Origin of the sequence: Pseudomonas sp. B6(2017) (genome assembly GCF_002112765.1) — a bacterium.
Taxonomy (GTDB): domain Bacteria; phylum Pseudomonadota; class Gammaproteobacteria; order Pseudomonadales; family Pseudomonadaceae; genus Aquipseudomonas; species Aquipseudomonas piscis.
In genome coordinates this window covers 1-15,068 of record NZ_NEIQ01000014.1, presented here as the reverse complement: position 1 = coordinate 15,068, position 15,068 = coordinate 1, and the positions used below count along the sequence as shown (strand labels likewise).

Sequence of the window (15,068 nt, the reverse complement as noted above, 5' to 3'; positions counted from 1 at the left end):
CTACAGTTGCACGCACCTCGATTCATCACCCGCCTTCGCTACGCGCGCAGCCGCGCTGTCGATCGGCGCACAGCAGAACCGGGCGGATGGCCATATAATCCGCGCAACGGGCCGTCCGCCTCACTCATCAACAGCTGAAGGCTTGTCCTGATGGCCTCCTGAATTAGGGACAATTCATGCGCATCGCTCTCTTCTCGTCATTGCTCCTGGCCACTCTCTGTGCCGGCCAGGCCCAGGCCAGCTCCGACGACTTCTGTGCACCGACCTGGAAGCTCTACTCCCACCGACTGGACGGCTGCAGCAACCTGCCCTTCCTCAGCCCAGGCAACGACAGCCGGGTCAACCTGCGCCTGTTGATGGCCGACCAGGGCAGCCTGGCGCTGGTGCCCCGCGCGCTGACCAAAGATGACCTGAGCCTGGGTTTCGGCCCCGTGCCCTTCCCGACGTACCGCTTGCGGCCACTGGACCCGGCGGACGAGCACGACGGCGACAGCGCCAAGGCAAGCCTGTCTCCCGCTGCCACCGAGCTCAACAGCCGGCTGCAGGCCCTGGGCATCTCCCGCGACAACCAGAAGGCCGCCGGGGACAACTTCATCGAGGGCGAAGGCAGCCGCTGCCGCAGCAACTCGGACGCCAGCGCCCTGGCCTTCGTCGCTCAACTGGACAACCCGCAACTGAGTCCCGCTGACCGCCAGGCCCTGGCCCAGGCCCGGATCAAACTGCTGGGAGCCTGTTCCTGGGAAGCCAACCCGCTGGCCGACCTTCTGCCGGCAAACCTGGCTTCTGCCCCGGCTCGCGACCTGGCCAGCTATCTGCAGGCGAGCGTCCAGTTCTATGACGGTCACTTCGATGACGCGACCAGGGGCTTCACCAGCCTCAAGGACAACGCCCTGCCCTGGCTGGCCGAGACGGCCACCTACATGCTGGCGCGCACCGCTCTCAACCAGGCCCAGCAGAGCGCGCTGGACGAATGGGGCACGGTCAACCTCAAGCTTGTGGATAAGTCGGCGCTGCAACAAGCCGGGGCAGGCTTCGATGCCTACCTGAAAACTTATCCACAGGGGCTCTATGCTGTGTCCGCCCAGGGGCTGATCCGCCGTGTGCACTGGCTGCAAGGCGATACCCGGGCCCTGGCCGATGACTACGGCCAGCAACTGACCCGGAGATCGGACAACTCCGACGACAAGCGCCAGGACGACCTGGTGGCGGAGATCGACTACAAGCTGCTGGACAATCCCGATGCCGATATCCGGGTTCCGCTGCTGCTGGCGGTCCGGGACCTGATGGACATGCGCAAAGATCCATCGTCCAGGCTGACCCGCGAAGCCTTAACGCAACACAAGGCCCTGTTCAGCGAGCAACCGGCCTTGTACGACTATCTGCAAGCGGCCTTCACCTTGTTTGTCGAGCAGCAACCTGCAACAGCGCTCAAGCAATTGCCGACGCAGATTCCGGCCCAACTGGACTACCTGGCCTTCAGCCAGCAGACCCTGCGCGGCATGGCCATGCAGGCCCAGCAAGACTGGAAGGGCGCAACGCAGCTGTGGCTGCAACTGCTGCCCCTGGCCAAGCAACCGTTGCAACGCGAACAACTGGAACTGGCCCTGGCCTACACCTACGAACGCAGCGGCGAACTGGCCAAGGTGTTCGCCGCCGACTCGCCGATCGAGTCCGCCCAGGTGCGCGCCATCCTCCTGCGCCACGTGGCCTCGCCCGAGCTACTGCGCCAGCAAGCTCGCCAGGCCGATTCGCTCGAGGAACGCAACACCGCGTACTTCGTCCTGCTGTACAAGAGCCTGACCCGTGGCCGGTACGCCGCCTTCAGCGAAGACTTGCACAGCGTCAACCAGGGCCTGGATACGAGCCAGGGCAAGGGCGTCCTGTCCAACGACAACATCGGCAACTACCTGGGCTACATCTACGCCGACGGCCCTTCGCTGCAGGTGTTCAACTGGAATGGCCAGGGCGAGGCGGGCGAGAGCGCCAACTACACATGCCCGGGCATTGCCGAAACCGCGGCGACCTTGCAGAAAGACCCCAAGTCCCCCGCTGGCCTGTTGTGCCTGGCGGAGTTCATACGGCTGAACAACTTCGACCAGATGCCCCTGGATACCAAGCCCGAGGCCGAGCGCCTGGGCGGCACCCCGGACCAGTTCCCGGGCAGCACCTACTCGCGGCTCGACAGCTACCGCAAGGTGATCGACAACCCCAAGGCCAGCCGCGATGAGCGGGCCTTCGCCCTGTACCGGGGGATCTACTGCTACGCCTCCTCCGGCAACAACCGCTGTGGCGGCCAGGGCGTGGAGCCAGAGGTACGCAAGGCCTGGTTCCGCCAGTTGAAGACCAAGCTGGGGGACACCCAGTGGGCCCAGTCGCTGCGTTACTACTGGTGAGGAAATACCTGGGCTGCTGCCTGCTGCCGCTGTGGCTGTGCTGGACGAATCCGGCGGCCGCAGCGGTGGATGCCGCCGACCACGATGCCTTCTGGCTGTGGAGCGGCGTCAAGACCCAACCGGTGCTGGCCCAGGCCAGGACCCTGTACATCCTCCAGGGCCAGGTCAGCCGTTCACGGCGCCAGCCGGCACGGGGTGTCGAGCTCATCGCCCAGGGCCTGCCGGTGTCGCGACTGCGCCAGGAACAGGTGTGGGTGGTGTATCGCGCCCACACCCTGGCCTGGCCGGAGAAGGTCTACCAGCAGTTGCTGGGCCAGATGCAGCGCTGGCAGAACAGCGGCACCCGGGTGGTGGGTATCCAGATCGACTTCGACAGCGGCACCCGTGACCTGGAGCGCTACGGGCAGTTCCTGCGGGACCTGCGCCAGCGCCTGCCGGCGCAGTACCGCCTGAGCATCACCGGCCTGATGGACTGGGGCAGCAACGCCGACCCGCAAGCCATCGGCCAGCTCAAGGGCGTGGTGGACGAAGTGGTGGTGCAGACCTACCAGGGCCGCCACAGCATCGCCAACTATGGCGCCTACCTGCCACGCCTGGACCGCATGGGCCTGCCCTACAAGGTCGGGTTGATCCAGGGTGGCGCCTGGCAAGAACCCCAGGCGCTGCGCGACAGCCCCTGGTTCAAAGGCTACGTGGTGTTCCTGCAGAACCCTGGCTAGCCAGCGGATACACCGACTCCCAGCCACCGCCCAGGGCCTTGTACAAACCGACCATGGCCAGGGATACCCCGGCGGAGCTTTCCACCAGCTGTTCCTGGGTGGCCAGCAAGGCGCCCTGCACGGTCAGGACGTTGACGAAGTCCACCACCCCCTCGATGTACTGCTGCTGCGCGGTACGCAGGGCGATCTGGTTCTGCCGCACCGCCTCGGCGAGGCTGTCGCGCCGCAGTTGGCTGGCGTTGTAGCGAGTCAGCTGGTCGTCGATTTCATGCCAGGCCCGCAGCACGGTCTGCTGGTAGGCCACCGCCGCTTCCTGCTGCTGGGCTTCACGCAGCTTGAGCACGCCGCGCAGGCGACCGCCGTCGAACAGCGGCAGGCTGAACTGCGGGCCGAAGCTGTACTGCCGGGAGTTCCAGGAGCCGAAGTCCGCCAACTGCATGGCCTGGGAGCCGAAGTTGCCGGACAGGGTGATGCGCGGATAGAAATCCCCCTTGGCCACGCCGATGCTGGCCGTGGCCGCATGCAACCGCGCCTCGGCCTGGCGGATGTCTGGACGGCGCTCGGCCAGTTGCGAAGGCAGGCCGATCGCCAACCGCACCGGTGGCTGCGGCACTGGTGCATCGCTGGCCAACTCCTTCTGCAAGGCCTGGGGCGGCTCGCCCAACAGCAGGCTCAGGGCATTGATCAACTGCGCCTGGCGCTGCTGCAACTCCGGCAGGCGCGCCTCGATGGTGGCGACCTGGGCCGCGGCCTCGGCCACGTCCAGGTCGGTGGCCACCCCGTCGGCCAGGCGCAATTGCGAAAGCTTCAGGCTGTGGCGCGCAACCTCCAGGTTCTGCTCGGTGACGGCCCGGGTGCTTTGTACGCTGCGTAATTGGATGTAGTCCTGGGCGGTTTCCGCCAGCACCGACAGCAACACTACGCGCCGGTCATTTTCCGCCACCTCCAGGCTGGCATCGGCGGCCTCGGTCTCGCGCCGCACGCGGCCCCAGAAATCCAGCTCCCAGGAGGCCGAGAAGCCGGCCTCCCAGAGGTTGAAGTCGGACTTGCCCTGGTGCCCGGAGGGGTCGTTCAGGCCTTCGGCGCTGTTGCGCTTGCGTCCATAGCCGCCATTGGCGGCAGTGCCGGGATAGCGTTGGGCGGTGATCACCTGGCGCGCTGCCCGGCTCTGCTGCAAGCGACTGGTGGCCAGTTGCAAGTCGAGGTTGTCGGCCAGGGCCCGACGGCTCAGGGCCGACAGTTGCGCATCGGCGAACACTTCCCACCAGCGCTCTTGCAGGGCGCTGTCCACCGCCTGGCTGTCGGCGGCCTGTGCCGGCGTCGGCCAGGCCTGGAGCTGGGTGGCTTGGGGCCGCTGGAAATCCGGGCCGACAGTGCACGCGGCCAGTGCCAACAAGCTCACTGCCAGCAGAGTACGGGCCCCGTGGCTGCTGTATTCAAGGCTCATCGCTGGGTCACCTCACGGGCGCTGGTGGCGGAGCTGCGGGTATCGACGCTGGCTTCCACCGACATGCCCACACGCAGGCGCTCGGCCATTGCCTGGTTGGGGTCCAGGAGAATCTTCACCGGGATGCGCTGCACCACCTTGGTGAAGTTGCCCGTGGCGTTGTCCGGCTTCACCGCGGCGAAGGTCACGCCAGTGGCCGGGGCCAGGCTTTCGACACGGCCATGCAGGGTCTCGCCGCCGAGGCTGTCGACACGCACCTCGGCCACTTGCCCGGCACGCATGGCAGCGAGCTGGGTTTCCTGGAAATTGGCCACGACATAGGCCTGTTGCAGCGGCACTACGGCGAGGATCTTGCTGCCGGGGGTGACGTAGGCACCGACCCGCACCGCGCGCTCGCCGACCATGCCGTCGACCGGGGCGACGATGCGGGTGTAGGACAGCTCGTAGCTGGCCATTTCCAGGGCCGCCTGGGCCCGTTTCAGGCCACCTTCGGCGGCATCGCGCTGGGCGGTGAGGACTTCCACCTGCTTGCGTTCCGCCGCCAGGGCCGCCGTGGTCGTCGCCAGCCGGGCGCTGGCCTGGTCGATGCGGGTACGTGCTTGCTGGGCGTTCTGCACGGTGCCGGCGCCGACCCCGGCCAGGTGGTTGTAGCGATTGAGCTCATGCTGGGCGAAATCCATCTCGGCCCGGGCAGCCACCACCGCGGCCTGGGCCTGGGCGATCACCGAGCTCTGGCGGTCCAGGGTCGCCCGGGCGTTCTGCAATTGCGCCTTGGCCACCAGGGTCTCGGCGTCCGCCGCCTGGGCCGCGGCCCGCAGGTCGCGATCATCGATCAGCGCCAGCAGTTGCCCGGCCTTGACCTGCTGGTTGTCTTCCACCAGCACCTCCTTGATGAACCCCGCCACGCGGGGCGCCACCAGGGTGTAGTCGGCGACGATGAAGGCATCGTTGGTGCTCTGCTCGCCGGAGCGGCCGAACAGCCCCGGCGCCACCAGGTAGGCCAGCACGCCGAGGGCCGCTACCGCCGCCACCGCGATGGCGATCTTGTCTTTGCTTGCAATAGTCATGGGAATTCTTCCGTATCAATCAGCGTTCAAACAGGCGCACGCGGCGGATACATCCGCGTCGGCAGCCAGAAAATCAGCAGGATCAGCGCAGCGGCCACCCCTGCCATGCACAAAAAGAGGTCGGCACAGGTCAGGACCACCGCCTGCTGGTGCAGGCGCGCGGCCAGGCCGGGCACCCGGTCGTCCACCAGGGGCGAGTTGCCCAGGCTGTCCACCAGCATGGTGGAGTGCACATGCAGGCGGTGCGTGGTCAGCGCGTCCAGGACCCCAGTGGCGACCACCGCCGCCAGGCCCTTGACCGTGTTGAACCAGGACGATGCGAAAGGCCCTTCCACCGGTGCGATGCTGCCCGTGGCGAGCATCAGCAAGGGCAGCACCGCCATCGGCTGGCCGAAGATCTGCAGCAGTTGCAGCACATAGAAATCATCGCGGATCCAGGCCGAGGTCAGGTGCGTGCCCCCCAGGCACGACAGGGTCAGCATGCCCAGGCCGATCCCCAGCACCCAGCGGCAGTCGACCCAGCGCAGGTTGCACAAGGCCGCCACCAGCGGCAGCGCAATCAGTTGCGGCAAGGCCATCACCAGCATCACCGGCGCCGTCTGCAACGGCCGGTAGCCCTGGACCTGGGCCAGGAAGGAAGACGGGATGATGATCACCGCGGTGAGCACCACCAGCACCCCGGCCAGGGTCAGCAGGGAGAACGACAGGTTGCGGATGCCCAGCATCTGCAGCTTGAAGAAGGGAATCGGCTGCGACCATTCATTGATCATGAACAACACCAGCAGGATCAGGCCGCCACCGAGCAACAGGGTGATCAATGACGACTCGAACCAGTCCAGGCGATTGCCCTGCAAGATGCCGATCACCAGCATGCAGATCGCCGGGAAGCCCAGCAGCAGGCCGCGCCAGTTGAATTGCTTGAAACGCTCCAGGCGCAGCGGGTCCTGGGGCAGGCCGTAGGCGACCGCCGCCATGGCCAGCAAGCAAGGCCCCACCACCTGCCAGAAGGCCCAGCGCCAGCCCACGTACTCGGTCCACAGCGCCGCCAGCGGCGTGCCCAGGCTCGGGCCGAAGGTGGCGGTCAGGGCATAGCTGGCCAGGCCGTAGAGCTTGACGTTGGCCGGCAGGAAACGCAGGGCCACGGTCATCAGCATCGGCGGCAAGGCGCCACCAGCCAGGCCTTGCAGGGTCCGCAGGAGCAACAGGCTTTCGTAGTTGGGGGCGAAGGGACACAAGATCCCCAGCAGGGTGAACAGCGCGATGGCACAGAGGGTGAAGCGCCGCAGGGAAAAGGTCACCGAACACCATGGCGCGAACGCCATGGCAGCCACCGAGGTGGCGGTGTAGCAGGCCACCAGCCAGGTGCCTTCGTCATAGCCGATGAACAGCGCGCCGCGGATATCCGCCAGGGCGATCTTGGTCACCATCTCGTTGAGGCCGGAGACCAGCACCGCCAACAACACACCCACCAGCCCGATGACAATCCGCAGCCCAAAGGCTTGCGCAGGGGGGGCCGCCGGCTTGCTGGCGGCTTCGACCGAAGCAGGCGCAGCGACAGCGAGGAAACTCATGGACGTACTGCTCCAGATAAAGAAATACCAGAGCAGTTTATGAACAGCCAGTACTGACGAAAACTGACTTATCGGAACTTAATAAATGCACCAAACGCAATGATCGGCGCCCCTGCGTCAGGATCCCTGCTGGGCTTGCTTCCAGGTCTCGTGGCAGCAGGTGCGGACCACCTCGCGAAACCACTTGTGGGCCTGGTCCTTGTCATCTCGCGGATGCCAGGACTGGTTGAGGATCAGGGTCGGCAGGGGGATCGGCAGTACGAAGGAGCGCAGCCGCAGGCCCAGGCGCCGAACGCTGAGTTGGGACTCCTTGGGCACCGGCAGGATCAGGTCCGAGTCCGGCAGCATGAACATCGCGGCGTGGAAGCCCGGGGCGATCATCGGTACCCGGCGCTTGAGCCCCAGTTCGGCCAGCGCTGCGTCGATCGGGCCACGGGCGATGCCGCGCCGGGACATGCTGATGTGGGGATAGGCGGCAAACCGCTCGGCGGTGATCTCTTCGGCCAGCAACGGATGGTCTTCACGCACCAGGCCGACGAAGTTGGTGGTGAACAGGTTCTGCACCTTCACTTCCGGGCTCAGGGGCCGGGTATTGCTGATGCGCAGGTCGATCCGCCCTTCGCGCAGGGCCTCGTCGTCACCATCGCCTACGGGGACGAAGCGCAGCTCGCACAGCGGCGCCTGACGCTCGAGGATATCGATCAGGCGACCACCGTAGACACCGACGAAGAAGTCGTTGGCACGCACGCTGAAGCGCCGCTGCAGCGAAGCGAGATCGATGGTGTCCGCCGAACGGAACACCAGTGCCGCCTGCTCCACCAGCTCATGCACCTGGGCCCGCAGCTCCAGGGCCTTGGACGTCGGCACCAGGCCGCGCCCGGCGCGCACCAGCACCGGATCGCCCAGGGCTTCGCGGATTCGCGTCAGGGTCCGGCTCATGGCCGCCGGGCTGAGGTTCATGCGGCGCGCGGCGCCCACCACGCTGCCCTCGTCCAGCAGGATGTCGAGGGCCACCAGGAGATTCATGTCCGGAAGTTGCATTCTGAGCACTCATGACTGATCGATGATGACTGGAACGCAATCCTAGCAGGATTGCGGGTCGCGATCCTGAGCGGGACCAACCCACGCCACGGCTTGCCGGGACAGACGGCCCCGAAAGGCCGTCCGGCGAACGAGCATGGCGCAGGGTAGGGATCAGCGTTCGTGCAGGGCTTCGGCGCGGGCGCGGATGATCGGCTTGAGCAGGTAGCTGAGGATGCTCTTCTTGCCGGTGATGATGTCCACCGAGGCCACCATCCCGGGGATGATCAGCAGCGGCTTGTCGTCACTGCCCAGGTGGCTGCGCTCGGTGCGCAGCTTGATCATGTAGTAGGTGGTCTTCTTGTCTTCGTCGGTGATGGTGTCGGCGCCGATCTGCTCCAGGCGGGCCTTGAGGCCGCCGTAGATGGTGTAGTCATAGGCGCTGAACTTGACGATCGCTTCTTGCCCCGGATGCAGGAAGGCGATGTCCTGGGGACGGATCTTGGCTTCCACCAGCAAGGTGTCGTCCAGCGGCACGATCTCCACCATGTCGCTGCCCGGCTGGATCACCCCGCCGATGGTGTTGACCATCAACTGCTTGACGATGCCGCGCACCGGTGTTGTGACCATGGTCCGGCTGACCCGGTCCTCCAGGGCCTTGCCGGTGGCGCTGGCCTTGTTCAGTTCGGTGCGGGCCTCGTTGAGCTGGGTCAGGGCCTCGCTGCGGAACTTGCCGCGGGTTTCGTCGATCTTGCGCTGCACTTCCTTGATCGCCGACTCGGCGCGGGGAATCGCCAGGGTGGTGGCGTCCAGCTGGCCACGGGTCTCGACCTCGGCCCGCTTGAGCCGCAGCACTTCCACCGGCGACACCGCGCCCTGGGCCACCAGCGGCTCGGACATGTTGATTTCCTGGCGTTGCAGGCCCAGTTGCTGGCGGTACTGCGCCTGCTTGGAGTTGAACTCGCGCAGCTCCTGCTGCTTCTGGATCAGTTGCTCTTGCATGCCACCGATCTCGTCATGCAGCTGCTGGCGCCGGCTCTCGTACAGGGACTTCTCGCTGGCCGCCTGGCCCGGGGCATCCCGCAGCGCGTCCTCGGGGAAGTTCAGCGGACGCTCCTCCACCTCGGCGCTCAGGCGCTCGACCCGCAGCAGCATGGACAGGCGCACGGTCTCGGTTTCGCCGACGTTGGACTGGAAGCGCGTGTCGTCCAGGCGGATCAGCGGCGCGCCGGCCTCTACCACCTGGCCTTCCTTGACGTACAGCTCGGCAACGATCCCGCCTTCAAGGTTCTGGATCTTCTGCACCTTGGAGGAAGGAATCGCCTTGCCCTCGCCCTTGGTCACTTCGTCGATCACCGCGAAGTTGGCCCACAGCAGCATGAACAGGAAGAAGGCGATGATGCCCCAGATGGTCAGGCGGATGACCCGTGGCGTATCTTCGATCAGAGCCTTGTTGACCTCGGGCAGCGGCTGCCCCTGGAGGGAATCGCTGCCCTTGAAGTAACGGCGGATCGAGTCCCTGATTTGCGGCTTAAGCAACACTGATCTGCCCCTTCTTCAACGCTTCCATGACCACTGCCTTCGGACCATCGGCCAGGATCTGCCCACGGTCGACCACCAGCAGCCGGTCGACCAACGACAACAGCGAGGCCCGGTGGGTCACCAGGACCACGGTCTTGGTCTGCACCACCGCTTCCAGGCGCTGTTTCAAGCGCTCCTCACCGGTGTTGTCCATGGCGCTGGTGGGCTCGTCGAGCAGCAGGATCTGCGGGTTGAGCAACAGGGCGCGGGCCAGGGCGACGTTCTGCCGCTGGCCGCCGGACAGGTTCTGCCCGCGCTCGCCAACTTGCAGCTCGTACCCCTGGGGATGCAGGCGGGCGAATTCGTGGACCCCCGCCAGCTCGGCGGCCTGCAGCACCAGCTCGTCCTCGACGTAGCGGGCGCCGGAAGTCAGGTTGTCGCGCAGGCTGCCGGCCAGCAGCTGGATGTCCTGGGGCACGTAGCCGATGTTGTGGCGCAGCTCGCTGACGTCGATCTGGCGGATGTCCACGCCGTCCACCAGCAAGGCTCCGGAGTCCGGCTGGTAGAGGCCCACCAGCAACTTGGCCAGGGAGCTCTTGCCCGAGCCGCTGCGGCCGATGATGCCGATCTTCTCGCCCGGCTTGATCACCAGGTTGATGTTCTTCAGCGCCGGACTCTGCTGGCCCGGGTAGGTGAAGTTCAGCTGCCGGCATTCGATGGCGCCCTGCAGCACGCTACGGCTCAGCGGACGCTCGCCGAAGTTGCGCTCCTGGGGCAGCTCCATCATCTGGTCCACCGAGGTCATGGTGACGCGGGCCTGCTGGTAGCGGGTCAGCAGGCCGGACAGCGAAGCCAGCGGGCTCAGGGCCCGGCCGCTGAGCATGTAGCAGGCGATCAGACCGCCCATGCTGAGGTTGCCGTCGATGATCTGGTATACGCCGAAGATGATCATCACCACCCCGGCCAGTTGCTGGATCAGCAGGGTGATGTTCATCGCCAGGCTGGAGAGCATCTTGACCCGCAGCTCGAGGCGGCTGAGGGTGCCGATGGTCTGCTCCCACTGGTACTGGCGCTCGCTCTCGGCGTTGTTGACCTTGACCGCATCCAGCCCGGCCAGGGTCTCGATCAGGCTCGACTGGCGCTCGGCGCCCAGGGCCATGGTCTTTTCCATGGTCGCCACCAGGGGTTTCTGCAACGCATAGCCGATACCCAGGGCAATGGGGAAGGCCAGCACCGGGATCCACACCAGGTGCCCGCCGAGGATGGCGATCACCAGGAAGATCAGCAGGGTGAAGGGCAGGTCGATGAGGCTGGTAAGGGTCAGCGAGGCAAGGAAGTCCCGCAGGCTCTGGAACTCGTGGATGTTCTGGGCAAAGCTGCCGACCCGCGGTGGACGGTACTTCATGGCCATGCCGACGATGCGCTCGAACAGCGTGGCGGAGATGATCAGGTCGGTCTTCTTCCCGGCAAGGTCCAGGCACAGACTGCGCAAACCCTTGAGGATCAGGTCGAAGACATAGGCGCCGATGATGCCGATGGACAACATCCACAGGGTCGCGGTCGCCTGGTTGGGCACCACCCGGTCGTAGACGTTCATCACGAACAGCGGCGCGGCCATGGCGATGATGTTGATCAGCAGGCTGGCGGCGACGGCATCGATGTACAGCCAGCGCGAGCGCTTGAGGGTATCGCGGAACCAGGAGCGGGCCCGAGGGATCAGCGAACCGTGGTTGACGTCGAACTTGTGCTGGGGCTGGGCGAAGAACACCTGCCCGATATAGTCGTCGGCCAGCAGCTCGCGGTTGACGCAGACCTCGCCGCCATCGCTCTCGCTGAGCAACAGCCGCGCCTGGTCATCGCCCTGCCAGCCCAGCAGCACGGCGCTGCGGCCGTCCTTGAGCAACAGCAGGGCGGGCATGGCGATGCTCGGGATCTGTTCCAGCTTGCGCCGCAGGACGCGGCCCTGGAGCCCGGCCCGGGCCGCTGCGCGAGGCAGCAGCGCGGCGCTCAGGCGCTGGGACGGCAATGGCAGGCCGGTGGTCAGCATTGCCGCGCTGGCGGGCTTCTGGTGCAAGAAGCAGAGGGTCAGCAAACCGTCCAGCAAAGGGTCGTCATGCATACCGCGTGGATCATGATGGAGCTGCACTCGACGGACTTCTGATTCCACTCTCGACACTCTTGGCTGGCTATAAGGATGAAATTAGCTCAATTCATCCCAGGCAGCTGGACCTTGGGCTTCACGTCGTTCTGCACGACGGAAGCCATGGGTGCGACCACTCCCTGGCTCTTGAGCAACTCGCCAATGGTCGCCTTGATTCGATACTGAGTAAATAACTGAATGTTCTTGATCTCGGCCAGGCGACGGGAAGCGGTGAACAGTTCGTTTTCACTGTCGAGCAAGTCCAGCAAGGTACGCTCGCCCAGGCTGAACTGCTTCTGGTAGGCGGTACGCACCGCGGTACTGCGATCGACGTATTCCTGGGCGATCGGCACCTGGGAGTTGGCGTTGTTCATGGCGTTCCAGGCCAGGCCCAGTTCTTCGTTCAGCACCCGCAGGGCATTGTTGCGGATATCCAGGGCCTGGTTCGACTGGTAGGCCTTGGACTCCAGGTCAGCCTTGTTGCTGCCGCCGGCGAACAGGTTGAAGCGCATGCGCAGCATGGCCTGCCATTCGTTGTTGTGGCCGTTCTGGCCGTCCAGGTCGTTGTCCGCGGTGCGTCCCAGCTCCGCATCGAAACGTGGGTAGAACGCCGATTTGGCCGCTTCGTACTGCTTCTCGGCCGCCACGATATCGGACTCGGCCGAACGCAGGATCGGGCTGTTCTCCAGCATCTGGCGGCGAGCCTCGTCGAGGTTGGCCGGCATCATCGCCATGAAGCTGGCAGGACGCTCCAGCTGGTCGGGCAGTTCCCCTACCGCACTCAGGTAGTTGGTCTGGGCGTCGGCCAGGTTGGTCTGCTCGGTGATCAGGTTGTTGCGGGCCTGGGCCAGGCGAGCTTCGGCCTGGTCGAGGTCGGCGCCGCTGCCTACGCCACGCTGGGTACGCAGCTTGATCTGGTCGTAGATACGTTCGTGGTTGCGCAGGTTGTCTTCGGCCAGTTGGACGAACTGGCGACGGGTCAACACGTCCAGGTACACCTGGGCCACGGTCAGGCCGGTGCGCTCGGAGGTGCCCAGCAGAGAATAGGCCCGGGAGTTGACGGTGGCTTGTTGACGCCCAACCTCGCTGGAGGTGGCAAAACCGTCAAAAACCATCTGCTGAAGACGTAAACTTGACTCACCACGGGTCATGCTTTCCCAGTGATTGCTGCCACTACCCGCGCGAGTAGTGGGGTTATCTGTGCCTTCACGGCCATAGCCGGCGAGCATGTCGACACGGGGCAGGTACCCCCCCTTGGCGGCCTTCAATTGGTAATCGGCAGCCAGGCGGCTGTTCACACCGGCCTGGATTTCCGGGTGCACATCCAGTGCTTTCTGCATGGCTTCAGGGAGTGTCTGCGCCTGTACGAAACTGGCGGCAAGAGCGAAGGGCAGGGCCTTGAACAGGTGAAAACGCATGGTAAGAAATTTCCTCGGACGGTATGTCCAGATTCACGTCAGAACGTGGAACCACATCGAATGACTACAACCACAACGACCGTCTGTCGGAAAGTTCAAACTAAGAACTGGTTCACATACTTCAAGTCAGGTTACCGCGTGAATATCAATGTGACATTAATAGAGCGATTGTTTAGGATGGCACCCATAAGGTCAATAGTTTGGCATAAACTTAATTTCGAAAGAATATAGCCAAAATATTGACAATTCACCTGTCAATTACCCGTTCCCAAATACACAGCAATGTACCCCCAGACTGAGCTGCGGCCAGCGCCCGAGCCGGTACATGGAAGTCGAATGAGCGGTACACCGGAGAGTCCTTAATGAGCAGTGTTGTTGCCATCGTCAAAAGCATTGTCGGTCAAGTTTTCGTGGTATCCCCGGAAGGGATCCGGCGTGTACTCATCGAGGGTGACCGCCTGTTCGTGGGCGACCAGGTGGATACCGGCCCAGCGGGCGCCGTCAGCCTGGAGCTGACCGATGGCCGTACGCTCGACCTGGGGCGTGACACTCAATGGAGCGGTGCCGCTCCGGACTCCGGCGCCGACCTGGCCCAGGCCGCCGCGCAAGCCGCGCCTTCGGTCGAAGAACTGCAGCAGGCCATCGCCGCCGGCGTCGACCCGACCACCGACCTTGAAGCCACTGCCGCCGGCCCGACCGCTGCCGGTACCGGGGGCAATGCCGGGGGCGGCCATAGCTTCGTCCAATTGCAGGAAACCGCCGGCCGGGTAGACCCCACCATCGGCTTCCCAACCGCCGGCCTGGGCCGGGCCACTTCGGCCCTGGACAACAACTTTGGCGGCCTGGCCAACAGCAATGGCACCACCAATGGCAGCGGCAGCGATAGCCTGCGTCCGGCCACCCTGACCCTCAACGCCACCCCGACCATCACCGAAGCCGGTGGCACCCTGGTCTACACCGCCACCGTGACCCAGGCTCCGCTGACTGACCTGAGCGTCACCCTGTCCAATGGCGCGGTCATCGTGATCAGCGCCGGCCAGCTGACCGGGACCGTACAGGTGCCCATGGCGCCCCAGGACAACGTCTATATCGACCCGGGCCAGATCAGCGTAAGCGTCACCGGCACCACCGGCGGCGGTGGCCTGCAGGTCACTGTCGATCCGAACCCGGCGGTGACCCAGATCACCGATACCATCGACACCACCACGGTAACCCTGACCGCCGATGCCAGTGTCACCGAAGGCGGGCAGATCATCTACACCGCAACCCTGACCAACCCGGCGCAGACCCCGGTGACCATCACCTTGTCCAACGGCTCGGTGATCACCATCGAGGCGGGCAAGTCCAGCGGCTCGATCAACGTCCCGGCACCAGCCGATGACGTCTACAAGAATGGCGACAAGGTTGAAGTCGGCATCACCAAGGCCGATGGCGGCAACTTCGAGAACCTGGTTGCCAACCCCGACAAAGCGGTGACCACGGTTACCGACACCATCGACGATACTGGGCTGAGCTTGAGTGCCACCGGCACCGTGGCTGAAGGTGGCTCGATCACCTACACCGCGACACTGACCAATCCTGCCGGTACTCCGGTCACCGTGACCCTGAGCAACGGCGCGGTGATTACTATCGAAGCGGGCAAGACCACTGGCACCGTGACCGTTCCGGCGCCTGCCGATGACGTCTATAAAGACGCCGGTAAAGTCGAAGCCACCATCACCAAAGCTGAAGGCGGTAATTTCGAGAACTTGGTGCCGAGTACAACTCCGGCT

The 15,068-nt window shown here is 64.9% G+C and carries 10 protein-coding genes; 3 read left to right on the top strand and 7 right to left on the bottom strand.

From position 1 onward, the window contains the following. The first annotated feature begins 176 nt into the window (after positions 1-176). A complete protein-coding gene (locus CAG11_RS22745) occupies positions 177-2,393 on the top strand; it encodes an outer membrane assembly lipoprotein YfiO (RefSeq protein WP_085598054.1) in 2,217 nt (738 codons plus the stop codon). Then, positions 2,363-3,112, top strand: coding sequence for a DUF3142 domain-containing protein (locus CAG11_RS22740; RefSeq protein ID WP_085598053.1), 750 nt, complete (start codon positions 2,363-2,365; stop codon positions 3,110-3,112). The genes CAG11_RS22745 and CAG11_RS22740 overlap by 31 nt, the downstream gene beginning before the upstream one ends. Here the strand turns inward: CAG11_RS22740 and CAG11_RS22735 are convergent. The 7 genes from CAG11_RS22735 to CAG11_RS22705 all read right to left on the bottom strand — a co-directional run bounded on the left by CAG11_RS22735 (position 3,075) and on the right by CAG11_RS22705 (position 13,296). Continuing rightward, positions 3,075-4,559 carry an efflux transporter outer membrane subunit gene (locus tag CAG11_RS22735; protein WP_085598052.1) on the bottom strand — a complete coding sequence of 495 codons (1,485 nt, stop codon included), beginning with the start codon at positions 4,557-4,559 and terminating at the stop codon, positions 3,075-3,077. The genes CAG11_RS22740 and CAG11_RS22735 overlap by 38 nt on opposite strands. Further along, a complete protein-coding gene (locus CAG11_RS22730) occupies positions 4,556-5,626 on the bottom strand; it encodes an HlyD family secretion protein (RefSeq protein ID WP_085598051.1) in 1,071 nt (356 codons plus the stop codon). Before CAG11_RS22730 ends, CAG11_RS22735 begins: the two co-directional genes overlap by 4 nt. A 26-nt stretch (positions 5,627-5,652) precedes the next feature. Then, entirely contained in the window at positions 5,653-7,197 is a 1,545-nt protein-coding gene (locus CAG11_RS22725) for an MFS transporter (RefSeq protein WP_085598050.1), read from the bottom strand. A 117-nt stretch (positions 7,198-7,314) separates the two neighbouring features. Further along, entirely contained in the window at positions 7,315-8,238 is a 924-nt protein-coding gene (locus tag CAG11_RS22720) for a LysR family transcriptional regulator (RefSeq protein ID WP_085598049.1), read from the bottom strand. A gap of 153 nt (positions 8,239-8,391) precedes the next feature. After that, positions 8,392-9,759, bottom strand: coding sequence for an HlyD family type I secretion periplasmic adaptor subunit (locus CAG11_RS22715; protein ID WP_085598048.1), 1,368 nt, complete (start codon positions 9,757-9,759; stop codon positions 8,392-8,394). Beyond that, a complete protein-coding gene (locus tag CAG11_RS22710) occupies positions 9,749-11,905 on the bottom strand; it encodes a type I secretion system permease/ATPase (protein WP_085598047.1) in 2,157 nt (718 codons plus the stop codon). Before CAG11_RS22710 ends, CAG11_RS22715 begins: the two co-directional genes overlap by 11 nt. 38 nt (positions 11,906-11,943) lie before the next feature. Next, the gene (locus tag CAG11_RS22705; protein WP_022643250.1) at positions 11,944-13,296 is read right to left on the bottom strand and encodes a TolC family outer membrane protein; all 1,353 of its coding nucleotides are present in this window, start codon (positions 13,294-13,296) and stop codon (positions 11,944-11,946) included. A gap of 362 nt (positions 13,297-13,658) precedes the next feature. Here CAG11_RS22705 and CAG11_RS22700 point away from each other — a divergent pair. Next, positions 13,659-15,068 (top strand): retention module-containing protein (locus CAG11_RS22700; RefSeq protein ID WP_143494735.1); only part of this gene is annotated, 1,410 nt, incomplete at its 3' end.